The organism is Pseudomonas sp. SWRI18, from assembly GCF_014268345.1.
In the GTDB taxonomy this organism is placed as follows: Bacteria; Pseudomonadota; Gammaproteobacteria; order Pseudomonadales; family Pseudomonadaceae; genus Aquipseudomonas; species Aquipseudomonas cedrina.
Genome location: NZ_JACCQQ010000020.1, coordinates 94,187 through 117,425 on the forward strand (window position 1 = coordinate 94,187; position 23,239 = coordinate 117,425).

Below are 23,239 nucleotides of genomic sequence, written 5' to 3' on the forward strand. Positions count from 1 at the left end.
AATGAATGTGCGGCGAGTGGGCCGCGAAAGGGCGCAAGTTTACGCGAGAGCAGGATGTTGTGGCGAGCGAGGCTTTCTGTGGCGAGCGGGCTTGCCCCGCGTTGGGCTGCGAAGCGGCCCCAATATTGGCAAATGCGGTGTACCAGACACTCCCCTGCGCCTGGTTTTGGGGGCCGCTTCGCGACCCAACGCGGGGCAAGCCCGCTCGCCACAACAAGCCCACATTGGAATTGTGTACATCCCTAAACAACAAAACCGCCCGAAGGCGGTTTTGTGGGTGGAGCACGAACTTACTGGTTGGCCAGCTTGTGTTCCAGGTAGTGAATGTTCACACCGCCTTCGCAGAAGCCTTCATCACGGACCAGGTCCCGGTGCAGCGGGATGTTGGTCTTGATGCCGTCGACCACGATTTCGTCCAGGGCGTTGCGCATGCGGGCCATGGCCTCGTCGCGGGTGGCGCCCCAGGTGATCAGCTTGCCGATCAGCGAGTCGTAGTTGGACGGAACCTTGTAGCCGCTGTACAGGTGCGAATCCACACGTACGCCGTTGCCGCCGGGCGCGTGGAAATGCTTGACCAGGCCTGGGCTCGGCATAAAGGTTTGCGGGTCTTCGGCGTTGATCCGGCATTCCAGCGAGTGGCCGTGGATCTTCACGTCGTCCTGGGTGAAGGACAGCTTGTTGCCGGCGGCAATGCTGAGCATCTCCTTGACGATGTCGATACCGGTGACCATCTCCGATACCGGGTGCTCTACCTGCACACGAGTGTTCATCTCGATGAAGTAGAAACGACCGTTCTCGTAGAGGAACTCGAAGGTACCGGCGCCACGGTAGTTGATGTCGATGCACGCCTTGACGCAGCGCGCGAGGACTTCCTCGCGGGCCTTCTCGTCCAGGCCCGGTGCCGGGGCTTCTTCCAATACCTTCTGGTGACGGCGTTGCAGCGAGCAATCGCGGTCGCCCAAGTGGATGGCGTGGCCCTGGCCATCGGACAGTACCTGTACTTCCACGTGACGTGGGTTGGTCAGGTACTTCTCCAGGTAGACCATCGGGTTGCCGAACCAGGCGCCCGCTTCGGAGCGGGTCTGCTTGGCGGCTTCGATCAGGTCTTCTTCCTTGTGCACCACACGCATGCCGCGACCACCACCGCCACCGGCGGCCTTGATGATCACCGGGTAACCGACTTCGCGACCAATGCGCAACGCGGTTTCCTCGTCTTCAGGCAGTGGGCCGTCGGAACCTGGAACGGTCGGCACGCCGGCGGCGATCATGGCGTCCTTGGCCGAGACCTTGTCGCCCATCAGGCGAATGGTTTCGGCTTTAGGGCCGATGAAGGCGAACCCGGATTTTTCCACCTGTTCGGCGAAGTCGGCGTTTTCCGCGAGGAAGCCGTAGCCTGGGTGGATGCCATCAGCGCCGGTCACTTCAGCGGCGGCGATGATGTTCGAGACTTTCAGGTACGAGTTCGTGGCCAGTGGCGGGCCGATGCAGATGCTCTCGTCCGCCAGTTTCACGTGCATCAATTCGGTATCGGCCGTCGAGTAAACAGCGACGGTCTTGATGCCCTCTTCCTTACAGGCGCGCAGGATACGCAGCGCGATCTCGCCGCGGTTGGCGATCAGGACTTTTTGCAGTTTCTTCGCAGGTTTCAACATCGAAGGCGCTCCGCGGTTCAAACGATGGTGAACAGCGGCTGGTCGTACTCAACCGGCTGACCGTTTTCTACCAGGATGGATTCGATGACGCCGGCTTTTTCAGCGGTGATGTGGTTCATCATCTTCATCGCTTCAACGATGCAGATGGTGTCGCCCACTTTCACCGTCTTGCCGACTTCAACGAAGGCTGGCGAGGTCGGTGCCGGGGTGCGGTAGAACGTACCGACCATTGGCGACTTGACCACGAAGCCGTTCAGCGCAGGTGCGGCCGGGGCTGCAGCAGGCGCGGCAGCGGCAGGTGCTGCGGCAGGTGCAGCAGCCGGGGCCGGTGCTTGCATCTGTGGCGCATAGAACTGCTGGGCCGGTGTCTTGCTGTGGCGGCTGATCCGTACGGACTCTTCGCCTTCCTTGATTTCCAGCTCGTCGATACCGGATTCTTCCAGCAGTTCGATCAGTTTCTTAACTTTACGGATATCCATGAATCATCAACTCCCAAGGGTCGGTCAGGGGCGCTTGGCCGGTTGTTCAAGCTGTTCCAGGGCGGCCTCCAGGGCCAGTCGGTAACCGCTGGCGCCAAGGCCGCAGATCACTCCTACCGCTACGTCGGAGAAGTAAGAGTGATGGCGGAAAGGTTCACGTTTGTGCACGTTCGACAAATGCACTTCGATGAATGGGATGCTCACCGCCAGCAACGCGTCACGTAATGCAACGCTTGTGTGCGTAAAAGCGGCGGGATTGATCAGGATAAAGTCCACGCCTTCGCCGCGCGCGGCATGGATGCGATCAATCAATTCGTACTCGGCATTGCTTTGCAGGTAGAGCAGATGGTGCCCGGCTTCACGCGCCCTGCGCTCAAGATCGAGGTTGATCTGATCCAGGGTGACTGCCCCGTAGACGCCCGGTTCACGGGTGCCGAGCAGGTTCAGGTTGGGTCCGTGAAGAACCAGTAAGGTCGCCATCGGCTGTTCCTTGTTATTGATGTGGGTACGGCAGAACCCGGCGACTATGCCGCAAAGCCTTTGTGACTGTCCAGTTCTATGCAGTAGGCGGCACGATTAGCGAGGATTGCGCAAAATTTGTGACTGTGGTCCAGGTTCTGGTCATTGGTAACACTGTTTTGAAATCCATGAAGATCCAATGTGGGAGCGGGCTTGCTCGCGAATGCGGTGGGTCAGTGATGAATGTGTCCACTGATACACCGCATTCGCGAGCAAGCCCGCTCCCACATTTTTATCTCCACAGGGTTTTGGATCTTCAGGGGCAGGGAGATCGAGTCAAACGCGAAACGCCTGCACCGCCGTATTGAGCTGCCCGCCCAGCACCAGCAGGTGTTCGCCCTGGCGCCGGCCCTGGCCGATGCGCAGCAGATTATCTTCACCCAACTGATGAATTCGCTCGCTGTTGTCGCGTATTTCACTGACGGCACCACTTTGCTGGGCAGTCACATCGGCGATGCGCACCGCCGTGTCGGAAATGGTTCGGATCGCCCCGACGATTTCATCCAGCGCACCGTCCGCCGCCTGGGCCTGCTGGGCGGTGGCTTCGGCGTGTTCGACCTGGGCACGCATGCCCTGAACGGATTGGTGCGCGGCGGTTTGCAGGCCGGCGATCAGGCCTTGGATCTCGGCCGTGGCGCCGGCGGTGCGTTGGGCCAGGGAGCGGACTTCATCGGCGACCACCGCAAAGCCGCGCCCGGCTTCACCGGCGCGGGCGGCTTCGATGGCGGCGTTGAGGGCCAGCAGGTTGGTCTGGTCGGCAATGGATCGAATCACTGTGAGCACGCCGCCGATGGTGGCGGATTCTTCGGCGAGTTTTTCGATCATCTGCGCGTTCTGCTGCACTTCCCCGACCAAGGCATGCAGCCCGGTCAGGCTCAGCCCGATCACCCGCTGGCCTTGCTCCACCGCCTGGCCGGCGCTGCGGCTGGCGCCGGCGGCGTGGCTGGCGTCGCCCGCCACTTGCTGGATGGTCGCTTCCAGTTCGCCCAGCGAGTCACGGATCTGCGCGGTATCCCCGGCCTGGCGTTCGGCGCCGTCATGCAGGCCGCTGCTCAGTTCGGCAAGGGCGCGGCTGCTGCCGGCGACTTCCTGCGCGTTGCCGCGAATGGTGCCCACCAAGTCCACCAGATAGGCACGCAGGCGGTTCAGGGAGGCTTCTATATCGCGCAGCTCACGGTTGGTCTTGCCCAAGGCAATCGGCCGGCTGAAGTCGCCTTCGGCCCAGGTCGACAGCGCCGGTGCCAGGTTGGTCAGCACCCGTGCCAGGCGCCGTTGCAGCGTGTCGATCAGCAGCGCAATCAGCAGGATCAAGCCGATCATCACGCCCTGCATCAGGCGCACTTCGCCCTGGATAATGCCGTGCTGGGCACGCACCACCGGCTCAAGGCCGGCGATGGCCTGTTGTACGGCATTGATTTTCAGGTGGGTAGCGGCGGCCAGGTCGGCGCGTTTCTGGATCTGCTCGCGGGTGCGCTTGAGTTCGGCGGGGTAGCGGGTCAGCAGGCTGTTGAGCTCGCGCTTGAGGTCGACGCCGCTGTCCTGGGCTTCGGTTTTTTCGGTATTTTCCAGGCCCATCAGCGCCGAAAAATCATCCGTATTGGAGTCTGCGCTGGCCTTTACCCCGAGCAACGGCAGTTGTTCCAGCAGGTCCGCCTGGCTGCGGATATTGCCGACTTCACGTTCCACATCAGCGGCGAGTTCCGCGCGCCCGCTGCTCACCAGTTTGTCGCGCGCCAGTGACAGTTTTCCCAAGTGCTGGGAGGCGGCGAGCAGCGGCGGCAGGTAGCGTGCGGCTTCGGCGGAATTGACACCCATGGCGTACTGGCTCAGTTGTTCCAGGTTCGCGCCCAATTCGCGCTCGGCCTGCAGCAGCAAGGCTTGCGGGTCGCCTGCGAGCTTGCCGGCGGCCAGCAGGTCGGTCTTGCTGAACCCGTCCAGGTCGACCAGGCTGGGGCGCAGGTCTTGCGCAAGATTTGCCGGCAGTTCATCCAGCGCGTGCAACAGGCCTTCCAGGCTCTGGCTGGCGCTGCTCAGGCGCAGCGCATCGCCGCTGGCCAGGTAGTCGTCGATATTGCGCGCGGCCTGGTTCTGGAACGTCTGCGACAGGCCCAGGTAGCGTTCCATCAGCAGATAAGGCCGCTCCAGCGCCCGTTGCGACCACCACAGCGTCGCCCCCAGCGCCAGGCACACGGCCACCAGAAGAAGGGTATTGAGATTGGTCAGCAGCTTCAGGCGCATGCGTGGTTTCAACCGACAGCAAAAGATAAGTGCCTGAAGTTATTGCGTTTCCATTACAGCGTTATGACCGAATCAGTGGAATCCGATGAAAAGATGGCACTTTGCTTTGATGCGCGCGACGCCTGCACGCGATTGCGTCCGGCGTGCTTGGCGCGGTACAGCGCTTCGTCGGCCTGGGCCGCCATCATCAGGCTGTCGGAACCGTCGCACAGCTCCACCAGCCCGGCGCTGAAGGTGCACCACAAATCCTGGGGCTGCGCCGGATAGTGGATTTCGGCAAAGCGGCCGCGGATTTCATCCAGCACCTGGCACGCCGATTCCAGGTCGGTATCGGGCATCACGATGGCGAACTCTTCGCCGCCGTAGCGTCCGATATAGTCGGTCTTGCGCAGGCGTTGCTTGAGAAACAGCGCCAGGCTCTTGATCACGCGATCGCCCATGGGGTGGCCGTGGCTGTCATTGACCCGCTTGAAATGGTCGATGTCGAGCATGGCAAAGCTCAACGGCTTGTTTTCGCGGCGTGCGCGAAAGCTGCAGTCTTCGAGCAATTGCAGGATATGGGTGTGGTTGTACAGGCCGGTCAGGCTGTCGCGCACCATGCGGGCCTTGAGGTTGCGCGCACGCGCGGCGCGGTTGCGCACGGTGGTGATCAGGTGGCGCGGTTTGATCGGCTTGGTGAGGAAGTCGTCGCCGCCTTCGCTCATGGCGTCCAGTTGCTTGTCCAGATCGTCCTCGGCCGACAGGTAGATGATCGGCACGCTGACGTAACGGTCGTTATGCCGGATCACCTTGGCCAGTTCGGTACCGGTACAGGCGGGCATGTACATGTCGAGGATGATCAGGTCGGGCTGGAAATCCGCCAGTTCCGCCATGGCCTGGATTGGCTCGATCAGCGTGCGGGTGACGATGCCGGCGCTGTTGAGCAGCCGCTCGGTGTGCAGCGCCTGGGCCCGCGAGTCGTCGATGATCAGCACTTTATACGGCTCGTACTGGGCGACGCAGGTCAGTACTTCGATTTTTTCCAGCAGGCTGGAAGCTTCCAGGGTGCCGGTGAGGAATTCCTGGCCCCCGGCGCGCACGGCCGCCAAGCGGGTGGGCGTGTCGGTTTCATGCAGGCTGAAGAACAGCAGCGGCAGCTTTTGCTCCAGGCCTTCCTGGGCCTGGGTGGCGAGTTTGAGGCCCAGGCCCGGGCCGCAGAAATCCACATCCATCACAATGGCCGAAGGCAAACGCTCGGCCATGACTGCATGAAACGCCGCCACGCTGTCCAGGGACTGGGCGCTCATGCCAAAGAATTCCAATTGTTTGGCCAGGCGCTCGGCACGGTCGTGATCGGCCAGCATCACGTAGATCGGCTTGCGCATCGGTGGCAGCGAGGTGTGCTCCAGCTGATCGCCCTGGCGCAGGCCGGTGCGTGACAGGCGCTGCATCAAGCGGTTGAGTTCAGTGATCAACTGGCTGCTCAGGCGCCCACGGTTCTCGTCCACCGCCTTGAGGGTCTCGCCGATGTGCTGCGCTAACTGGCCGTGTTCCGGCTGTTCGAAACGCTCGGCAAAACGCAGCAGGCGCACATTGGCCTCGCTGAGTTCGCAGAGGTCGGCGGCGGACCATTCGCTGCGTTGCAGGCGCTGCCAGATCTCAAGAATTTGACGTGCCTGATGAATTACCCGCTGGGCAAAATGCTGCTTGAGACGCTCACGGCTCGGGTCTTCTGGCTCGGTCATATCCTGACTACTAGTTAGGGTGCATGCTGAGGTCGACTGATGGCTCTATGCTAGCACCTCTTTTCCCCTGGATGAGTGTCATGCGTCAATAAACTGCGTATTCCGAAGCATTCAGTTGCTGACTGGATGGTCGCGCGGCGTAAAAAGCGTGCATCCTTTATAGTCCAAGACCCAGTGTGTGCCAGTTTGCCGAAAAGCCCCGCATGGGCGGGCACGATGGGGTAGGGTTGTGGTCGGAGTGTTTGAACGCACGCCGTCAATTGAAGTGCATGAACTCAAGTGATTGAAAGGATATCGCCATGCTGGACTGGAAAAACCGTGCAGGCAGTGCCAAAGGCCCCGCGCCTGAGCCCAAGTCGGCCAACCGCAGCTATTTGCGCAACCTGCTGATGAGCCGGGCGTTGCTGAGCGTCATCGGCCTGTACCTGTTGGTGACCGGCGCCCTGGGCTGGTACTGGAGCGAAGAGCCGGCACTGTTTCCGGTCCAGCAAAATGCGCAGATCGCCGCCGAAAAAGATGGCAAGCAGATGGTGGTGGGTTTCACCACCGTGGAAACCCTCAAGACCGTGATGGGCACCTTGCTGCATAAGCCCGGTGGCTACATTGCCAACGACCGCTTCCCGCCAGGCTTGTGGATGGACAACATGCCGAGCTGGGAATACGGCGTACTGGTGCAGGTGCGCGACCTGACCCGTGCCCTGCGTAAAGACTTCGCCCGCTCCCAGTCGCAATCGGCCGAAGACGCCGACCTGGCCAAGGCCGAGCCGCGCTTCAACTTCGACAACAAGAGCTGGGTGCTGCCGTCCAGCGAGTCGGAATACCAGGAAGGCATCAACTCCCTGAGCCGCTACGAAGCGCGCCTGTCCGACCCGAACCAGCGTGGGGCACTGTTTTATGCCCGTGCCGATAACCTCAACAACTGGCTGGGCGATGTCGCCACCCGCCTGGGCTCGCTGTCGCAACGCCTGTCGGCCAGCGTTGGCCGGGTAAAACTGAACACCGCACTGAAAACCGAAGCACTGGCGCCGGGTGAAGTGCCCCAGGTCGACGAAGAAGTGGTGGAAACCCCATGGATGCAGATCGATAACGTGTTCTACGAAGCCCGTGGCCAGGCGTGGGCGCTGTCCCACCTGCTGCGTGCCATCGAAGTCGACTTTGCCGACGTCCTGGCCAAGAAAAACGCCACCGTCAGCGTGCGTCAGATCATTCGTGAGCTGGAAGCCTCGCAGGAACCGGTTTGGAGTCCTATGATTCTTAATGGCAGTGGCTTCGGCGTACTGGCGAACCACTCGCTGGTGATGGCCAATTACATTTCACGGGCAAACGCTGCAGTGATCGACTTGCGTCAGCTCCTCAACCAGGGTTGATGATGGACGCTACTCAAAAGGAGGCCGCGCACCGTGCGGCTTCCGACGCTGAACTGATCCAATGGGTCGACGAGTACGACAACCTGCTTGGCACCCTCGTCCGGTGCGACCTGCGCGAGCGCGGGCTGATCGGCCGCTGCACCTTTATCTTCCTGTTCAACTCCAAGGGTGAGCTGTGTGTGCATCGGCGCACCCTGAGCAAAGCCCTGTATCCCGGTTACTGGGACACGGCGGCCGGCGGGATGGTCGCGGCAGGGGAAACCTATGCCGATTCGGCGGCCCGTGAGCTTGGAGAGGAACTTGGCGTCAGCGGGGTGGCATTGACCGAGCACGACCATTTCTTCTTCGAAGACGGCGACAGCAGGCTTTGGTGCACCTCCTACTCCGCAGTATGGGACGGCCCACTGTGCCTGCAACCCGAAGAAGTCATGGAGGCGCGCTTTTTACCGATTGAAACGGTGCTGCGCGAGGCCAAGCAAAAGCCTTACTGCCCGGACGCTCAAGAGGGCCTGCGGCGTTATCTGGCGTTGCGTCGCTATGAAATGGCGCCATTTGGCCCTTAGCAACTTGGCTTTTTGCCGTTACACTGCGCCACTTTTCATCCCCTAGAGGATTGCCGGTGGCCAAGAAAGCCGCATCCTTCGCCGCCCTGGGTGGCCTGGTATTTTCCACCGACGCAGGTCGACACTGCCCGGACTGTCGCCAGCCCGTGGACGCCTGCATCTGTAAACAAACCCTGATCCCCGAAGGCGACGGTATTGCCCGCGTGCGACGCGAGAGCAAAGGCCGTGGCGGCAAGACGGTGACCACCATCACCGGCGTGCCGCTTGCAGAAGACGCGCTGAAGGAACTCGCCACCACGCTGAAAAAGCGTTGCGGCACCGGTGGCGCGTTGAAGGACGGGGTCATCGAGATTCAGGGCGATCACGTCGAGTTGCTGTTGGCCGAGCTGATCAAGCTCGGTTACAAGGCCAAGAAGTCCGGCGGCTGAAAGCCTCTTCCCAGCCAGTGTCTAAACTCTGTCCCGCGCGCGGGGTCCTACCTTGCACGCAGGCAAATCGTCATTTTCATTCTTTAGACTGCGCCAGCCTCAGAGAGGGGCGGTGTTTTCGACTTCATTTATAGGGGACTTCGATGTCCGTACGACGCACACGCAAAGACGATGGCAGCCAATGGACAGTTGCGGACAGCCGCAGTGTTTACGGGATTCGCCATTGGGGGGCCGGGTATTTCGCGATCAATGATGCCGGTCGCGTTGAAGTCCGTCCGAACGGCCCGAACAGCACGCCCGTCGACCTGTACGAGCAAGTTGACCAGTTACGTAAAAGCGGCCTGTCGCTGCCGCTGCTGGTGCGCTTCCCCGACATTCTGCAAGACCGTGTACGCCAGTTGACCGGTGCGTTCGATGCCAACATCGCGCGCCTGGAGTACCAGAGCAAATACACCGCGCTGTACCCGATCAAGGTGAACCAGCAGGAAGCGGTGATCGAGAACATCATCGCCACCCAGAACGTCTCCATCGGCCTGGAAGCCGGCTCCAAGCCTGAGCTGCTGGCCGTATTGGCCCTGGCGCCGAAGGGCGGCACCATTGTCTGCAACGGTTACAAGGACCGTGAGTTCATCCGCCTCGCGCTGATGGGCCAGAAGCTTGGCCACAACGTGTTCATCGTGATCGAGAAAGAATCCGAAGTCGGGCTGGTGATCGAAGAGGCCGCCAGCCTCAAGGTCAAGCCGCAGGTCGGCCTGCGCGTGCGTTTGTCGTCGCTGGCGTCGAGCAAGTGGGCGGACACCGGTGGCGAGAAGTCCAAGTTCGGGCTGTCGGCGGCGCAGTTGCTGTCGGTGGTCGAGCGCTTCCGCGCGGCGGGCCTGGACCAGGGCATCCGTTTGCTGCACTTTCACATGGGTTCGCAGATCGCCAACCTGGCCGACTACCAGCACGGGTTCAAGGAAGCCATTCGTTATTACGGCGAGCTGCGCAACCTCGGCCTGCCGGTGGACCACATCGACGTGGGTGGCGGCCTGGGCGTGGATTACGACGGTACGCACTCGCGTAACGCCAGCTCGATCAACTACGACATGGACGACTACGCCGGCGTGGTCGTGGGCATGCTCAAGGAATTCTGCGACGCGCAGAACCTGCCGCACCCGAACATCTTCTCCGAAAGCGGCCGCTCGCTGACCGCCCACCACGCCATGCTGGTGGTGCAGGTGACGGACGTCGAGAAACACAACGACGAAATCCCGACCATCGAAAACAAGGAAAGCCTGCCGGAAACCGTGCAATGGCTGGTGGACCTGCTCGGCCCGACCGACATCGAGATGGTCACCGAGACCTACTGGCGCGCCACGCACTACATGAGCGACGTGGCTACCCAGTACGCCGACGGCAAGCTGACCCTGGCCGAGAAAGCCCTGGCCGAGCAGTGCTATTTCGCCGTGTGCCGCCGCCTGCACAACTCGCTCAAGGCCCGCCAGCGCTCGCACCGCCAGGTGCTGGACGAACTCAACGACAAGCTGGCCGACAAATACATCTGCAACTTTTCGGTCTTCCAGAGCCTGCCGGACACCTGGGCCATCGGCCAGGTCTTGCCGATTCTGCCGCTGCATCGCCTTGATGAAGAGCCGCTGCGTCGTGCGGTGTTGCAGGATTTGACCTGCGACTCCGACGGCAAGATCAAGCAGTACGTCGACGAGCAGAGCATCGAAACCAGCTTGCCGGTGCATGCCTTGAATGAAGGCGAGGATTACTTGCTGGGCATCTTCCTGGTCGGCGCCTATCAGGAAATTCTCGGCGATATGCACAACCTGTTCGGTGACACCGACTCGGTGAACATCTACCAGCGCGAAGATGGTTCGGTGTACAGCGCAGGGATCGAGACGCACGACACGATCGAAGACATGCTGCGCTACGTGCATTTGTCGCCGGAAGAGTTGATGACCCATTACCGGGACAAGTGTGCGAGCGCGAAGATCAGTGCCAGCGAGCGTACCCAGTTCCTGGATGCGTTGCGTTTGGGCCTGACACGGTCGTCCTACCTGTCCTCGTAATCCAAGGTCACAGCAAGTCCAATGTGGGAGCGGGCTTGCTCGCGAAAGCGGTGTATTAGGCAACTAATTTGCTGCTGATGTACCGCTTTCGCGAGCAAGCCCGCTCCCACATTTGGACCGTATTCCTTCAGTTATTGCCCAGCCACAGCCCCTGTCGGTTCAACCGCCAGGCAATCGCCCACAGCGTCAAACTGCGCACCGCCATAAACACCAGAAAGGTTATCCACAGCCCGTGGTTGCCCAACCCTTGCAACGCCCAGGCGATGGGCAGCACCAACACCACCGTCAGCAACATCCCATTGCGCATCTCCCGCGCGCGCGTTGCGCCAATAAACAACCCGTCCAGCAAGTAACTCCACACCGCAATCAACGGCAACACCGCCAAATACGGCAGGTAGATGTCAGCGGTTTCGCGCACGCTGGGGATGTCGGTCTGCATGGCGATAAACAGGTGACCGGCGAGGGTGAACAACAGCGCGAATCCGACGCTGGCGATCAACGACCAACCGCCGGCTACCACCAGCGAGCGGCGCAAGGCGTGGCGGTCATGGGCGCCGATGGCGTGACCGCACAGGGCTTCGACCGCATGGGCCAGCCCGTCCAGCGCATGGGCGGTCAGCAACAGGCCGTTGAGCAGCAAGGCATTGGCCGCCACGGTCGCGTCGCCCAGGCGCGCGCCTTGCACCGTGATCATGAAAAACACCGATTGCAGCGCGAGGCTGCGGATGAAGATGTCGCGGTTGACCGCCAGCAGCGGGCGCCAACTCTGCCACAATTTCAACGCGGCCCAGGCGATGTGGCCGGGGTAACCTCGCAAGGCTTTTTGCGTCAGCGCCAGGCCGAGCAGGGCGCCGGTCCATTCGGCGATCACCGAGGCGCGGGCGGAGCCGACCACGCCCCACTCCAGGCCAAGCACAAACCACAGGTTCAGGACGATGTTGATCAGGTTGGTTGTCAACAGGATCGCCAAAGGCGCGCGGGCGTTCTGCGTGCCGAGGAACCAGCCGACCAGCGCATAGCTGGCCAGCGCGGCGGGCAGGCCGAACAGGCGGGTATGGAAAAAATCCTGGGTCAGTTGATTCAGTTCGGGGGAGGGTTGCATCCACTCCAGGGCCAGATGGCTGAGTGGAATGCCGACGGTGCCGAGCAGCATCGCCAGCCCCAGCGCCAGCAACAGACCCTGCAAGAGGATTTGCCGCAGTGCAGCGCCATCCTTGCGACCGGCGGCCTGGGCGGCGAACCCGGTGGAGCCCATGCGCAGGAAGCCCATGGCCCAGGCCAGGAAGGTATACAGGCTGGCCCCGACCGCCACGGCCCCCAACTGGTGAGCGTGGGGCAGATGGCCGATGACCATGCTGTCCACCAGGGCCACCAGCGGCACGGAGATATTAGACAGGATCATTGGCGCGGCCAGCGCCCACACCCGGCGGTGGGTGGGGCGGTGGCGCCAGTCGGTGAGTAAGGTGGGCATGCAGGCTCCTTGGGGGAGCGGCATTGTACCGGGCTTGAGCGACGCAGCCGAACCTATGTGGGTGGGCCTGCTAGTGGACGACCCAGCTAAGGAGCCACAGGCCGAGCAACAGCCAGATAATCCCCATGATGACCGAGGCGCGCATGAAGGCGCGAACGGCCGAATACAGAAAAAGCAGGCCGATGATCAGGGTGATGATGCTGATGATCGAGGTGTCCATGCCCAAGGTCCGCGACAGGCCTTCGACGAAGTTGCTGCCGGCGCGGGTCAAGGCGCCGAAGATTCCGCTGAGCCCGTCGACGATAAAGCGGATGACGGAACCGAGCGCCTGGCCCAACCATTCGAAAAAACTTTCTACCTGCATGTGTGTGTCCTGATGAGAAGGTGGGCGTATCTGTGTCTTGGTTGTTATTGCGACGGGCTAGTTCCCTGCAAGCATAGAGGTTGCTCGTGTGAATTTGCGATTAATCATTCAAGGATGTGCGCAGTTTATTGTGGGCGCCACCACCGCTATTCACTTGCCTTCAACGCCCATCCCCCCGAAGCTATACGCCTTCAGGAGCGCCCCATGAACCTCGAACACCTCACCGAACGCCTGCACCGCATCCGCGATACCAACCACTGGAAGCGATTCCATAGCCCGAAAAACCTGGCCATGGCCGCCAGCGTCGAAATGGCCGAGCTGGTGGAAATCTTCCAATGGCTGAGCGAAGACCAATCGCGCCAGCTACCGGCTGACACCCTTGCCCATGCCGGGCAGGAAGTCGGCGATATCGTGCTGTACCTGCTGTTGCTGTGCAGTGAGCTGGGGCTGGACATGAACGAAGTGGTCAGCGCCAAACTGGCCGACAGCGAGCGGCGGTTTGCCCATGAGTGATCGTCATTTCGACCAGTTGGCCACGCGCTTCGCCGAGAAAATCTACGGCGGTGCCAAAGGCGCCATCCGCTTGGCGGTGCTCCAGGCGGATCTCACCGAAGCCCTGCCCAAGCGCCCGTTGCGCGTACTGGATATCGGCGCGGGCCTGGGCCACATGTCGCTGTGGCTGGCCGAGCAAGGTCATCAAGTTACCCTGGCCGAACCCGCCGAACCGATGCTTGAAGGCGCGCGCCAACGCTTCGCCGATGCCGGGCAAACCGCCACCTTTATCCACGCGCCCTGGCAAGACCTGCGCGGCCAGCTCACCGAGCCTTACGACCTGGTGCTGTGCCACGCCGTGCTGGAATGGCTGGCCGAACCCCATGCGATCCTGCCGGTGCTGCACCAACTCACGGTGCCCGGCGGCTGGTTGTCCCTGGCGTTCTACAACCGCGATGCGCTGATTTATCGCAACCTGCTCAAGGGCCACTTCCGCAAGATGCGCAACAACGACATGGCCGGCGAAAAGCAGAGCCTCACGCCGCAACAACCGCTCGACCCCCGTGAATTGGCCGCGCAACTCGCCGGCCTTTGGCAGGTCGAAAGCCAAAGTGGTGCGCGGGTGTTTCACGATTACATGCCGGTGGAATTCCAGGCCCGCGCCGATTTACAGGACCTTGTTGAGATGGAGCTCGCTCACCGTCGTCACCCAAGCTTTGCCGGACTTGGGCGCTATTTGCACTGGATCTGCCGTCCGGTTTAAGCGGCCCAGTCTGCGGAGGTCGAAATGCGTCGTCTCTGTTTGATCCTGTTATCCCTGGGGTTGGCTGCCTGCTCAAGCCCCAACCCTTATGTCGCGGCCTCCAAGCCGATCCCGCCGGCGCCGCCCCAGGCCGCCACCACCTTTGATGCCAGCGCCTACCCTGCGCCGGTGCGCGACTACGGCGCCTACCGCAGTTGGGCCTGGCGCAACGGTCAACTGCCGGCGGGCACGGCCTGGGCGGACTCTGCGCAGATCGCCGAAGCGGTCAGCGGCGCCCTCGACCAGCGCGGCCTGCGCCCGCTGCACGACAACCGCCCCGCCGACCTGCTGGTCAGCGCCAATGTGCGCCAGGAAAAGCGCCTCAGGCAAGTGCGCGATGACTACGGCTATGGTTACGGCGGCTACAACCGCTATAACAATGGCTACGGCATGTACAACTCGATGCCGATCGTGCGTACCTATGAGGTGCAGGTCGTGGTGGTTCGCGTCGATCTGTTCGATGCCCGTACCGGCCAGCCGGTGTGGAGCGCCAGTGCGGAAACGAGTAGCCAGGGAAGCCTCAGCGAGCGGGGAGACGCTTTGCGACAGGCGGTGCAAAAGGCAATGACGGCGTATCCCCCCAGTTAAACGCTATTCTTATTTCAAGCGCGGGTCGCGTTTTGGAGGAAAACCATGTTTCGTCGTATCGCTACGCTTGCCGTTGTAGTGCTGCTGGGCGGTTGCCAGACCAGCCAGGTCAACCACGATTATGATGCCAGCCGGGATTTCGGCGCCTACCGCAGCTGGGCCTGGAAAGACCCGGCCCTGCAATATCGCCCGGATGATCCGCGCATCAAGAGCGACCTCACCGAACAGCGCATCCGCCAGGCCGTGAGCGAACAACTCGACCAACGCGGCCTGCGCCCGGCGGCGCCGGGTACCCGCGCCGACGTGAACGTTCAGGCGTACCTGATCGTCGAGGACCGCCAGCAACAGGTCACCACCAACTATGGCGGCGCCTGGGGCGGACCCTGGAATGGCTATTGGGGCGCGCCGATGTACAACGAAACGCGCAACATCACCTACAAGGTCGCCACCCTGCAGATCGACTTGCTCGACGGCAAGGACGGCAAACTGGTCTGGCGCGGCAGCGACGAACAAATGATGGCCAGCTCGCCAAATCCACAGGACCGCGACAAAGCCATCCGCGCCACCGTTACACGGGTGCTCTCCAGCTATCCACCCCGCTAGGCACCCCCACACATTACTCGTGGGCGCTGGCTTGCTACACATCTTTCACAGGCTGACAAATCTCCTTGTGGCGAGCGGGCTTGCCCCGCGTTGGGCTGCGAAGCAGCCCCAGAACCAGACGCTGAATTTTTCCAGGAACACCTCAGTGCTTTTCACAGGGGCTGCTTCGCAGCCCAACGCGGGGCAAGCCCGCTCGCCACAACAAGCCCGTTCGCCACAACAGGCCCACCACCACGCAAGCCAGCTTCCACAGGGCCTCCGTCAGTCGTCAAATGTGGCAACTGGCTAGCGCTTGTCTACACTCCAAACCAATAACGGAGAGTAAGCGCTAAGGAGTGCCTGATGTCTCCCCGACTTGGTTGCAGGCAGCGTGGTGCGATTGGCTTGATGGCGGCAGGCACCCTGGCGGTTGCCCTGGTGTTCATGGTGCTGGCGGTGGACAGCGGCCGTCTCTACCTGGAAAAACGCAAGTTGCAGTCCATCGCCGACACCTCGGCGCTGGAGACCGCCAGCCGTGGCGGCTTGTGCAGCCCCGCGAATACAGCCAACGACTACGCCCGGGAGAACGCCGCCCGCAACGGTTTCACCGTGGTCGCCGGCGACAACAGCCGTGGCCTGACGGTGACGTGCGGCACATTGCCGACCAACGCAAGCAATATCCGTGTCTTTACCCCGGATGCCACTAAAAGCGAGGCCGTGCGCGTGATCGCGACACGCAGCGTGGCGACCAGTATCGCCACCGGCATCTGGAATATGTTCAGCGCCGCCCCTGCGCCAGCACAAACCGTCTTGAGTGCGATGGCTGTGGCCGCTTATGCGCCGCCGGTGGCGCAGTTGACGCTTCGTAGCAGCCTGGCTTCGGTCGACTCCACAAAATCGCCGTTTCTGAATGCAACCATCGGCGGCTTGTTGGGTGGCAGCCTTTCGCTGACGGCTGCGGGCTGGAATGGTTTGATCCAGACCAACGTGAACCTGCTCAGCTACTTGGACCAGCTGGCGATTCAATTGAATGTGGCGGCGGGCGACTACGACGCGTTGCTCAACACTGCCGTATCCGCGACGCAATTGATCGACTCGACGGTAAAGGTGCTGCAGAAAAACGGGACGGTCGCGACGGCGATCATCAACGACGTGATTTCGGTGAAGGCAATCGCCCCCAATACCCAAGTCTTGAAGGTAGGGGACTTGCTGAAGATCGCTACCGGAACCCCAGCCGCCGCGTTGAATACTAACGTGCAACTGTTTCAGTTGCTTGAGACCGTGGCGCAGCTGTCCAGCAGCAAGAGTGCGGCGGGGGCGGCGGTTCAGTTGAATATTCCATTGATAGGCAATGTCTCGATCCAGACCAAAGTCATGGAGCCGCCACAGATGTCGGCTATTGGTAACCCTGCGAAGGCAAAGGCGGGTCTGTTGATGACCCCCAAGACGGATCAGATTTCTGTCAGGACCGCACAGGTCAGAACTCTGGTGACGGTCCAGGCGCCGGTGCTTAATGTTGTTTCTTCTGTGGCGACGGTGCTGAAAGGGCTGGGCGCGCCAGTTTCGAACCTGGTCTCAGGGCTGCTGAACCTGAACATACCGGCCGCAGTGGGTGGCTTGCTGTGCCTGGTTGCGTGCGAGATAACGGATGTGGCGATCACCGATAAATTGATGATCTACATCGAAGCAGGCAGTGCGCAAGCGCATGTCACGGATTTCACTTGCGCTACAACGGCAACTAAGTCACTAACGGTGCAATCAACCACCTCGGTCGCTACCTTGGGGATCGGCGACATCAACCCGACTTCCGCATTTTCGTCGTCGGCCGCGGTAAATGTCCAACCGGTGAGGTTGGTGGATTTCGGTAAGCGCTCGTGTGCTGTGCTCAATCTGCTCTGCAGCCCCAACCGGACGCCTAATGTAGGCGGCGGATTGAACTTGAAAGGGTTATCTACAGTGGGCGCTCAGACCACTACGTTGGTGTATGCCCCTGTCGCCGAGATGAATATAACGCCGACCTACAAAAGCCCGCCCGGCACCAACGATATCCTTGCGAGCCTGGAGGCTACAGTGAGCAATCTGCAGGTGACCTACGTGCCCCCCAGCGGCAGCGTTTCCAGCGGGGCACTCGCCGGTGTCGCGAGCTCTCTGTCCACCATCACGAACGCGGTTATCGGACTGGTCCGAGGTGTTCTTTCGCCGATCCTGGACCCTATCGTCAACACCCTGTTCAAGTCCCTCGGCATCAACCTCGGCAACGCCGAAGTCGGCGCCAACCTCAGTTGCCACATGGGCCGCGCCTACCTGGTGATCTAGATCACCGGCAATTCCACACAAAACCTCGCCCCGTGCTCCCCGTTGGCGACGCTCAAGCGTCCGCCCATGTTTTCCACGATCCCGTAGCTCACCGACAACCCCAGCCCCGTGCCCACGCCAATCGGTTTGGTGGTAAAGAACGGTTCGAAGATCCGCTCCAGCAAGCGTGGATCAATGCCTGGGCCGTTATCCTCCACCCAGATGCGTAGATGGCGGCTGTCGTGCTCGCAATGTATCGCGATGCAGGGGCGGAACGCCGGATCGGTGTGCCGTTTGCTCAACAGCGCATCACGGGCATTGACCACCAGGTTGATCAGCACCTGCTCAAGCTGATCCACGTAACCCTTGACCTGCAGCGTAAAGTCCGCCGGCGCGATGCGTAGCTCCACACCCTTGCCGCGCAAGCCTTCGCCGAGCAGCGACAGCATGCCTTCCACCGCCTGCGACGGGTCGAAAGGGTGTTGTTCGATCTCTGAGCGGCGGCCAAACACGCGCATATGGTCTACCACTCGCGTGGCGCGCTGGACCTGGGCGTCGATGCGCTGCAGTTTTGCGGTGAGGTAGTCGGCCTGCGCATCGCCGCTGCTCAAGCGCTTGAGCATGTTGACGATGGCCATGCGCATCACATTCAGCGGCTGGTTGATCTCGTGGGCCAGGCCCGTGGCCATTTCACCCAAGGTAGCCATCTTGGCGCTTTGCGTCAGTTGCTGCTGGGAGCGCCGCACTTCGGTGTTGTCGCGTCCCACCGCCTGTATTTCCACCAGCCTGCCTTGCTCATCGAACACGCCACGGTCCGACCAGACCCACCAGGCATGTTCGCGGCCGGGCAGTTCCAGGCTGATTTCGGCGGTGCTGACCGGGAATTCAACGGTCAATTGGCCGATGCGTTGCACAAAGGCCTGGCGTTGTTCGTCCGACAGCCAATGGCCCAGGTTCAACCCCGGCAGTTGCGCGGGCAGGCACTCCAGGTGGTTGGCCAGCGGCGTGTTGCCGAAGGTCAGTGTCAGGTCCGGGCGATAGCGGCAGATCATCGCCGGGGAGTCTTCAACCAGGATGCGGTAGCGCTCTTCGCTTTGTTTGACCTGTTCGGCGGCCAGCGTCGCTTCGGTGACGTCCAGCCACAACCCCACCGCTTCGAGCGGCAAGCCAAGGTCATCGCGCAGTAACTTGGCTTCATCCAGCAGCCAATGGTACTGGCCCTGTTTGTCGCGCAGGCGATAGCGGCTGCGCACGGCGCCTTCTCGCAACAGCTGGCGGGTGCGTTCGAAGTAAAGGTCGCGGTCGTCGGGATGGATCAGGGAGGCCAGGCTGTCGTGGTTGCAGTCGGCCAATGTCCAGCCCAGCAGCGGCAACAGGCTGTCGCTGAAGAAGGCCGGGTGCAAGGCGCCGTTGACGTAGCGCTGCACATAGATCACCGCCGGTGAGCTGGCGATGAGGTTGTCCAGGCGTGCATGGGCGGCGGCGGCTTGCGTTTGCTGGTTCTTGATGTCGCTGATGTCGAGCATGAAGCCGATCCAGCGCCGGCTGTCGCCCACGCCCAGCACCTGGCCCTGTACGCGATACCACAGCGGGTTGTGGTCGGCGTCGCTGCGTTGCAGGCGCACGCTGGCCAACAGGGGGTTGCCCAGGGTTTGCAGGTCGTGCAGGCGACTGCCCAGTTCCTGGCGATCAGCGGGGTGGATCAGTTCCAGCCACTGGCCCAGCGCCTGGCGGCTTGGCATATCTTCCGCGCTGAGGTTGTGCAGCAACTGCGGTGCGAGCTGGATTTCATGGGTGTTCGGCAGCAGCTCCCACCAGCCGGTGCCGAGCAGGCCTTGCAGGGCTTCCATGCGTTCGAGCTGGCGGTGATAGCGCTGTTCACGCAAGCGGCTCAGCAGCGGGGCGGCGAGGGCGGCGGTGAGGTTCAGCCAGTCCCGTTCGCTGGTCTGCGATTGACCACTGAAAAAGCCGCAAAGCAGCCAGGCGGCGACGCCCCGGCTGTCACGATAGGGCACCAGAAGCCCATCGGCATTGCCGAAAATACCCTGCAGGCGTGGGTTGTCGCTACGCGCTTGGGCCAGGCTCAGCGGCGCATTGCCGTTGGCGCTGTCCAGGCAGGTGCCCAGGGCCTGGCCGGTCTGCCACAAGGCGGGGGCATCGTGGGCCGCGTAGTGGCTGTAGATCCGCCAGCCCTGGTCTTCCTCATCGAGCAACGCCAAGGCGATGCAGGGGATTCGCCAACGCTGCGCCAGGCTGCGCAAGTGCTCGTTGAACACATCGGGCACGCGGGGCAGGCTGCACACCCGTAACTGCTCGCTCATCTGGCACGCCAGTTGATGGTTCTGCTCACGGTGCTGCGCCCGTTGCCGCTCGGCGAGCAGGTCGCCAATGTCCTGCAGGCGCAGGCACCAGCCGGCACCCTCGGGTTCGATCCAGCCTCGGGTGTGCAGGACCTGGCCGGCAACAGCCTGGAAATCCAGGTCCAGGCTCTGGCGTTGCCAGTCGGCGGGGCTGCCTTCGATGCTCAAGGCACTGCCGGCGCACAACAGTTCACGCAGCAGCGGCCGGGGTTCGCCCGCCGCCCGCGTCAAGAGTTGTGGGCGCAGGGTGCCGCTGATAGTCAACACGTGGCCTTGGGGATCCAACTGCAGCTGCAGCCCTGGTATCGGCACACTGGGTGGGGCCAGAGGCGTGACGCTGGTGCGGCCGAGCAGGCGCCCGAAGAGTTTATCCCCCGAGGTCAAAACTGCAGACTCGAGCGGGCAGTCAGGTTGGCCGGCAAATTCGGCACGGGGCCAATGCCGGGCACCACCAACGTCGGGAAGACGGAATGCAGGCGGCTGGTGGGGTAGCTGATGGTGACGGTCAGCGTGGTGCCGTTGTAGGCCGCGGTGATCAAGTCTTCGGTGAATTGGAAGCTCGGTGGGATCCAGTCCAGTTGCAGGATCGCCGTTGTCTTGGCGCGGTTGGCCACCTGCGTGCCGTAAGCGGTGCCGGCGGCCACCGGGTCCACCGACATGGCCTGGCGCACGGCCTCCGCTGCCGCCTGGTTGAACGACTGCATCAACAACATCGGCAGGCTGTAGCTGATCAACCCATAGAACACGGCAAAAAAGATCCCGAAGACCAGGGCGAACTCGATCGCTGCGGCACCTTTTTGTTTTCTAGGGAGGCTTGTTTTCATGACGGCGTCTACCCTGACGGCTACTACTGGATATCAGCATAGAATCAATCAGCGAAAAGGGATGTTTTTTACGTGATCCATGGCGTGGTGATACTGCTCTGGCTAGGACTGTGTGCGTTGCAGGATATGCATCAACGGCAAATTGCCAACGGCTTGACCTTGGGTGGCGCGTTGCTGGCGTTGATCTACCTGTCATGGGCGGGCGCTACCTGGTTGGGCGCGCCCGCCGGCGAAGGCGGCTGGGCGTTTGCCGTGGCGCTGCTGCTGACCTTGCCCGGCTATGTGCTGGGCCGCTTTGGCGCGGGGGACGTGAAGCTGCTGGCCGCCCTGGCCCTGGCCAGTAGCCTGGATGCTTTGTTGTGGTCATTGATCGGTGCCGCAGTGGTCCAAAGTGGCTGGGTACTTATCCATCAACGGTTTAGCAGGGGCAAGGCCGAGCAGCCCTGGAAAACGTCAAGAAAACAGCCTTTTGCGCCCGCCGTATTGACAGGGTTTTTGCTCTATTGGCTTTGGATCCATTAGTCGCGTAAAGGCTCTATCGCTATGTACAGAGCGGGAAACTACGTCTACGTTTATGAATGGGTCTACAGGTTTTTTCTATCAAAAGGGATAGGTCAGTCTTTTGGCTTGCCAGGCATGGAGTTGCGTGTGAACAAGCTTACCTCGGCGGTAAAAGTGCTCGTGGTCGACGATCAGCCGGTGATCGTGGAAGAGCTCTGTGAGTTTCTTGAAAGCAGTGGTTACCGCTGCGTGCCGTGTGAATCCAGCCGGCAGGCCTTGCAGCGTTTCAGCGAAGACACCGACATTGGCCTGGTGTTGTTGGACCTGCACATGCCGGACATGGACGGCATCGAACTGGTGCAGTCCATGCAGAAGGTGGCGGGCAGGGCGCGGGCGTTCGAGGCGATCATGCTGACCGGGCGTGCCGATAAACAGGATGTGATAAAGGCTTTGCGCGCAGGGATCTCGGATTATTACCAGAAACCGATCAACCTCGATGAGTTGCTCGAAGGCCTGCAGCGCCAGGAAGCGGCATTGCAGGAGCGGCAAAAAGAGCTGCAACTGGGGCACTTGAACCAGAAGTTGCAATACCTCTCCGAGTCCATCAATGACCTGTACCAGGACCTCGACAGAGTGCGCCGCAGCCCAAGCGCCGGCCAGGCGCAGGATGATGAGCCGGTCGCAAAGGAGGCCGGGCCGGCGCACATTCCGACGATTTTCACGCAGCTGTCACCGCGCCAGCTGGACGTTGCACGCCTGGTCGGGAAGGGCCAGACCAACTATCAGATCGCCTGTGAATTGGGAATCACCGAAAACACCGTCAAGCTGTATGTATCCCAGGTGCTGCGCCTGACCCACATGCACAACCGCACCCAACTGGCACTGGCCCTGGCACCGAACCATCCGGCAATGGCCCAGCGGGTGACGGCGCACTAGTTGCTGCCTCCGCCGCCCGCCGATGCCCCGCCCACTTCCTGATCGAAAAACTCCGGAATCGGGTGCTTGTTACTGTCCAGCCAACGCTGCAAGGCCTGCTCCCGTTCCGCGGGCGTGGTTCGTTGCGGCGTCGGCGACGCCGCACGTCCGTTGACCTGCAGCGCCAGCCAGTTCTCCGTTTCGGCCTGTTGCGGGGATGACGGGCCCGGCTCGATGGCCAGCGCGCTCAGCGGCAGCAGCGCCAGGCCGACAAGGTAATGTGCTTTCATCACTCACTCCTTACTTGATGGATGATCGACCGCGCAGCGCTGACCGCCGCCACTTTGCGCGCCGCCGCGCCGGTGCCCTGGAGCTTCTGCGCGCGGGCCTGGGCCTCGGTGACCTGTTCGGGGCTCAGGCCCAACTGGCTGACCACTTTTGCCGCTTGGCCCCAGTCGTCTTGATAGATCAACAGGGTCACCAGGTTGACGGCGGCCAGCGTGTCGCCCTGCTTTAGCTCGATTGCGGTCATGAATTCAAAGCGAGCGTCTTCCACACGCAATTGGTTGAGGTACACCACGCCCAAGTCATTGCGGATTTTTTCGTCGGTCGGCGCCAGCCGCGCCGCCCGTTGCAGATGCGTCATGGCCAGGCCGTTGTCGCCCCTGGCCGCCGCCAATTGCCCCAGCCCATGTTCGCCTTCGGCGGTCATGCAGGTGCCGAGCAGGCTGCGGTACAACGGTTCGGCCTCGCTGCGCCCGAGCAGGCGGTAGTTGCGCGCCTTGCGCTGGCGCACTTGGGGCAGGGCTTCTGGCAGGCTTTGCAGGTTGGCCAGGCTGGCGTGCAGCTTGCCTTCATTGGCTTGGTCATCGGACAGGTTGAGTGCCAGTTCCTGCTCAGAACTCGGTTTGGCGCAACTGCCGGATGAGGTCAGCGCCGCCCAGGGGGATTGGCCATTAGTGGCGCAGCCGCCGAGCATCAGCAGGGCCAGGCCGGCAATCAATACTTTCATCAATCT

The 23,239-nt window shown here is 61.8% G+C and carries 22 protein-coding genes; 11 read left to right on the forward strand and 11 right to left on the reverse strand.

Annotated elements, in window-relative coordinates:
- Positions 1-290: 290 nt before the first annotated feature.
- From accC to H0Z09_RS20620, 5 genes are all read right to left on the reverse strand, one after another.
- Positions 291-1,652, reverse strand: coding sequence for an acetyl-CoA carboxylase biotin carboxylase subunit (accC, locus tag H0Z09_RS20600; RefSeq protein WP_057724124.1), 1,362 nt, complete (start codon positions 1,650-1,652; stop codon positions 291-293).
- Positions 1,653-1,669: 17 nt separating this feature from the next.
- Positions 1,670-2,131 (reverse strand): acetyl-CoA carboxylase biotin carboxyl carrier protein, encoded by a 462-nt coding sequence (accB, locus tag H0Z09_RS20605; RefSeq protein WP_076954501.1) that lies wholly within the window; start codon positions 2,129-2,131, stop codon positions 1,670-1,672.
- Between the two features lie 24 nt (positions 2,132-2,155).
- The gene (aroQ, locus tag H0Z09_RS20610) at positions 2,156-2,611 is read right to left on the reverse strand and encodes a type II 3-dehydroquinate dehydratase (RefSeq protein ID WP_012721999.1); all 456 of its coding nucleotides are present in this window, start codon (positions 2,609-2,611) and stop codon (positions 2,156-2,158) included.
- Between the two features lie 315 nt (positions 2,612-2,926).
- The gene (locus tag H0Z09_RS20615) at positions 2,927-4,888 is read right to left on the reverse strand and encodes a methyl-accepting chemotaxis protein (protein WP_186693029.1); all 1,962 of its coding nucleotides are present in this window, start codon (positions 4,886-4,888) and stop codon (positions 2,927-2,929) included.
- A gap of 53 nt (positions 4,889-4,941) precedes the next feature.
- Complete coding sequence (locus H0Z09_RS20620; protein WP_186693031.1) at positions 4,942-6,612, reverse strand: PleD family two-component system response regulator; 1,671 nt, start codon at positions 6,610-6,612, stop codon at positions 4,942-4,944.
- A gap of 299 nt (positions 6,613-6,911) precedes the next feature.
- On the opposite strand from H0Z09_RS20620, the gene H0Z09_RS20625 reads away from it, so the two are divergent.
- The 4 genes from H0Z09_RS20625 to speA all read left to right on the forward strand — a co-directional run bounded on the left by H0Z09_RS20625 (position 6,912) and on the right by speA (position 11,027).
- Positions 6,912-7,979, forward strand: a complete 1,068-nt coding sequence (locus H0Z09_RS20625; RefSeq protein ID WP_076954497.1) for a DUF2333 family protein — start codon at positions 6,912-6,914, stop codon at positions 7,977-7,979.
- A gap of 2 nt (positions 7,980-7,981) precedes the next feature.
- Positions 7,982-8,542 (forward strand): NUDIX domain-containing protein, encoded by a 561-nt coding sequence (locus H0Z09_RS20630; RefSeq protein WP_186693033.1) that lies wholly within the window; start codon positions 7,982-7,984, stop codon positions 8,540-8,542.
- A gap of 56 nt (positions 8,543-8,598) precedes the next feature.
- Entirely contained in the window at positions 8,599-8,970 is a 372-nt protein-coding gene (locus H0Z09_RS20635; protein ID WP_043049484.1) for a translation initiation factor Sui1, read from the forward strand.
- Between the two features lie 143 nt (positions 8,971-9,113).
- Complete coding sequence (gene speA, locus H0Z09_RS20640) at positions 9,114-11,027, forward strand: arginine decarboxylase (protein WP_186693035.1); 1,914 nt, start codon at positions 9,114-9,116, stop codon at positions 11,025-11,027.
- 127 nt (positions 11,028-11,154) lie between these two features.
- Here the strand turns inward: speA and H0Z09_RS20645 are convergent, their stop codons facing one another.
- Together H0Z09_RS20645 and H0Z09_RS20650 are read right to left on the reverse strand one after the other, a co-directional pair.
- Positions 11,155-12,498, reverse strand: a complete 1,344-nt coding sequence (locus tag H0Z09_RS20645) for an MATE family efflux transporter (protein WP_186693037.1) — start codon at positions 12,496-12,498, stop codon at positions 11,155-11,157.
- 70 nt (positions 12,499-12,568) lie between these two features.
- The gene (locus H0Z09_RS20650) at positions 12,569-12,862 is read right to left on the reverse strand and encodes a hypothetical protein (RefSeq protein WP_186693039.1); all 294 of its coding nucleotides are present in this window, start codon (positions 12,860-12,862) and stop codon (positions 12,569-12,571) included.
- Positions 12,863-13,066: 204 nt separating this feature from the next.
- Between H0Z09_RS20650 and H0Z09_RS20655 the strand changes: the two genes are divergently transcribed.
- The 5 genes from H0Z09_RS20655 (at position 13,067) to H0Z09_RS20675 (ending at position 17,642) form a co-directional block, all read left to right on the forward strand.
- Positions 13,067-13,375, forward strand: coding sequence for a MazG-like family protein (locus H0Z09_RS20655; RefSeq protein WP_186693042.1), 309 nt, complete (start codon positions 13,067-13,069; stop codon positions 13,373-13,375).
- Positions 13,368-14,117, forward strand: coding sequence for a methyltransferase (locus H0Z09_RS20660; RefSeq protein WP_186693044.1), 750 nt, complete (start codon positions 13,368-13,370; stop codon positions 14,115-14,117). Before H0Z09_RS20655 ends, H0Z09_RS20660 begins: the two co-directional genes overlap by 8 nt.
- Before the next feature lie 24 nt (positions 14,118-14,141).
- Positions 14,142-14,744 carry a DUF4136 domain-containing protein gene (locus H0Z09_RS20665; protein ID WP_186693046.1) on the forward strand — a complete coding sequence of 201 codons (603 nt, stop codon included), beginning with the start codon at positions 14,142-14,144 and terminating at the stop codon, positions 14,742-14,744.
- 45 nt (positions 14,745-14,789) lie between these two features.
- Complete coding sequence (locus H0Z09_RS20670) at positions 14,790-15,347, forward strand: DUF4136 domain-containing protein (protein ID WP_076954489.1); 558 nt, start codon at positions 14,790-14,792, stop codon at positions 15,345-15,347.
- 342 nt (positions 15,348-15,689) lie between these two features.
- Positions 15,690-17,642, forward strand: a complete 1,953-nt coding sequence (locus H0Z09_RS20675; RefSeq protein ID WP_186693048.1) for a pilus assembly protein TadG-related protein — start codon at positions 15,690-15,692, stop codon at positions 17,640-17,642.
- On the opposite strand, the gene H0Z09_RS20680 is transcribed toward H0Z09_RS20675, so the two are convergent.
- Complete coding sequence (locus H0Z09_RS20680; protein WP_186693050.1) at positions 17,639-20,365, reverse strand: ATP-binding protein; 2,727 nt, start codon at positions 20,363-20,365, stop codon at positions 17,639-17,641. The two genes, H0Z09_RS20675 and H0Z09_RS20680, sit on opposite strands and share 4 nt — an antisense overlap.
- Positions 20,362-20,805, reverse strand: a complete 444-nt coding sequence (locus H0Z09_RS20685) for a TadE/TadG family type IV pilus assembly protein (RefSeq protein WP_186693052.1) — start codon at positions 20,803-20,805, stop codon at positions 20,362-20,364. The genes H0Z09_RS20680 and H0Z09_RS20685 overlap by 4 nt, the downstream gene beginning before the upstream one ends.
- A 72-nt stretch (positions 20,806-20,877) precedes the next feature.
- Between H0Z09_RS20685 and H0Z09_RS20690 the strand changes: the two genes are divergently transcribed.
- Positions 20,878-21,327 (forward strand): prepilin peptidase, encoded by a 450-nt coding sequence (locus H0Z09_RS20690; RefSeq protein WP_186693054.1) that lies wholly within the window; start codon positions 20,878-20,880, stop codon positions 21,325-21,327.
- A gap of 126 nt (positions 21,328-21,453) precedes the next feature.
- Entirely contained in the window at positions 21,454-22,242 is a 789-nt protein-coding gene (locus H0Z09_RS20695) for a response regulator (RefSeq protein WP_186693056.1), read from the forward strand.
- On the opposite strand, the gene H0Z09_RS20700 is transcribed toward H0Z09_RS20695, so the two are convergent.
- Together H0Z09_RS20700 and H0Z09_RS20705 are read right to left on the reverse strand one after the other, a co-directional pair.
- A complete protein-coding gene (locus tag H0Z09_RS20700; protein ID WP_186693058.1) occupies positions 22,239-22,511 on the reverse strand; it encodes a DUF3613 domain-containing protein in 273 nt (90 codons plus the stop codon). The two genes, H0Z09_RS20695 and H0Z09_RS20700, sit on opposite strands and share 4 nt — an antisense overlap.
- A complete protein-coding gene (locus tag H0Z09_RS20705) occupies positions 22,511-23,233 on the reverse strand; it encodes a hypothetical protein (protein ID WP_186693060.1) in 723 nt (240 codons plus the stop codon). The genes H0Z09_RS20700 and H0Z09_RS20705 overlap by 1 nt, the downstream gene beginning before the upstream one ends.
- Positions 23,234-23,239 lie beyond the last annotated feature (6 nt).

What these genes read in the sequence shown, in the direction of transcription:
- H0Z09_RS20615 (WP_186693029.1), bottom strand. Translation starts at nt 4,888, where the DNA reads ATGCGCCTGAAGCTGCTGACCAATCTCAATACCCTTCTTCTGGTGGCC.
- H0Z09_RS20650 (WP_186693039.1), bottom strand. Translation starts at nt 12,862, where the DNA reads ATGCAGGTAGAAAGTTTTTTCGAATGGTTGGGCCAGGCGCTCGGTTCC.
- H0Z09_RS20625 (WP_076954497.1), top strand. Translation starts at nt 6,912, where the DNA reads ATGCTGGACTGGAAAAACCGTGCAGGCAGTGCCAAAGGCCCCGCGCCT.
- speA (WP_186693035.1), top strand. Translation starts at nt 9,114, where the DNA reads ATGTCCGTACGACGCACACGCAAAGACGATGGCAGCCAATGGACAGTT.
- H0Z09_RS20705 (WP_186693060.1), bottom strand. Translation starts at nt 23,233, where the DNA reads ATGAAAGTATTGATTGCCGGCCTGGCCCTGCTGATGCTCGGCGGCTGC.
- H0Z09_RS20685 (WP_186693052.1), bottom strand. Translation starts at nt 20,805, where the DNA reads ATGAAAACAAGCCTCCCTAGAAAACAAAAAGGTGCCGCAGCGATCGAG.
- H0Z09_RS20670 (WP_076954489.1), top strand. Translation starts at nt 14,790, where the DNA reads ATGTTTCGTCGTATCGCTACGCTTGCCGTTGTAGTGCTGCTGGGCGGT.
- H0Z09_RS20630 (WP_186693033.1), top strand. Translation starts at nt 7,982, where the DNA reads ATGGACGCTACTCAAAAGGAGGCCGCGCACCGTGCGGCTTCCGACGCT.
- H0Z09_RS20645 (WP_186693037.1), bottom strand. Translation starts at nt 12,498, where the DNA reads ATGCCCACCTTACTCACCGACTGGCGCCACCGCCCCACCCACCGCCGG.
- H0Z09_RS20700 (WP_186693058.1), bottom strand. Translation starts at nt 22,511, where the DNA reads ATGAAAGCACATTACCTTGTCGGCCTGGCGCTGCTGCCGCTGAGCGCG.
- H0Z09_RS20620 (WP_186693031.1), bottom strand. Translation starts at nt 6,612, where the DNA reads ATGACCGAGCCAGAAGACCCGAGCCGTGAGCGTCTCAAGCAGCATTTT.
- H0Z09_RS20665 (WP_186693046.1), top strand. Translation starts at nt 14,142, where the DNA reads ATGCGTCGTCTCTGTTTGATCCTGTTATCCCTGGGGTTGGCTGCCTGC.
- aroQ (WP_012721999.1), bottom strand. Translation starts at nt 2,611, where the DNA reads ATGGCGACCTTACTGGTTCTTCACGGACCCAACCTGAACCTGCTCGGC.
- accC (WP_057724124.1), bottom strand. Translation starts at nt 1,652, where the DNA reads ATGTTGAAACCTGCGAAGAAACTGCAAAAAGTCCTGATCGCCAACCGC.
- accB (WP_076954501.1), bottom strand. Translation starts at nt 2,131, where the DNA reads ATGGATATCCGTAAAGTTAAGAAACTGATCGAACTGCTGGAAGAATCC.
- H0Z09_RS20660 (WP_186693044.1), top strand. Translation starts at nt 13,368, where the DNA reads ATGAGTGATCGTCATTTCGACCAGTTGGCCACGCGCTTCGCCGAGAAA.
- H0Z09_RS20655 (WP_186693042.1), top strand. Translation starts at nt 13,067, where the DNA reads ATGAACCTCGAACACCTCACCGAACGCCTGCACCGCATCCGCGATACC.
- H0Z09_RS20675 (WP_186693048.1), top strand. Translation starts at nt 15,690, where the DNA reads ATGTCTCCCCGACTTGGTTGCAGGCAGCGTGGTGCGATTGGCTTGATG.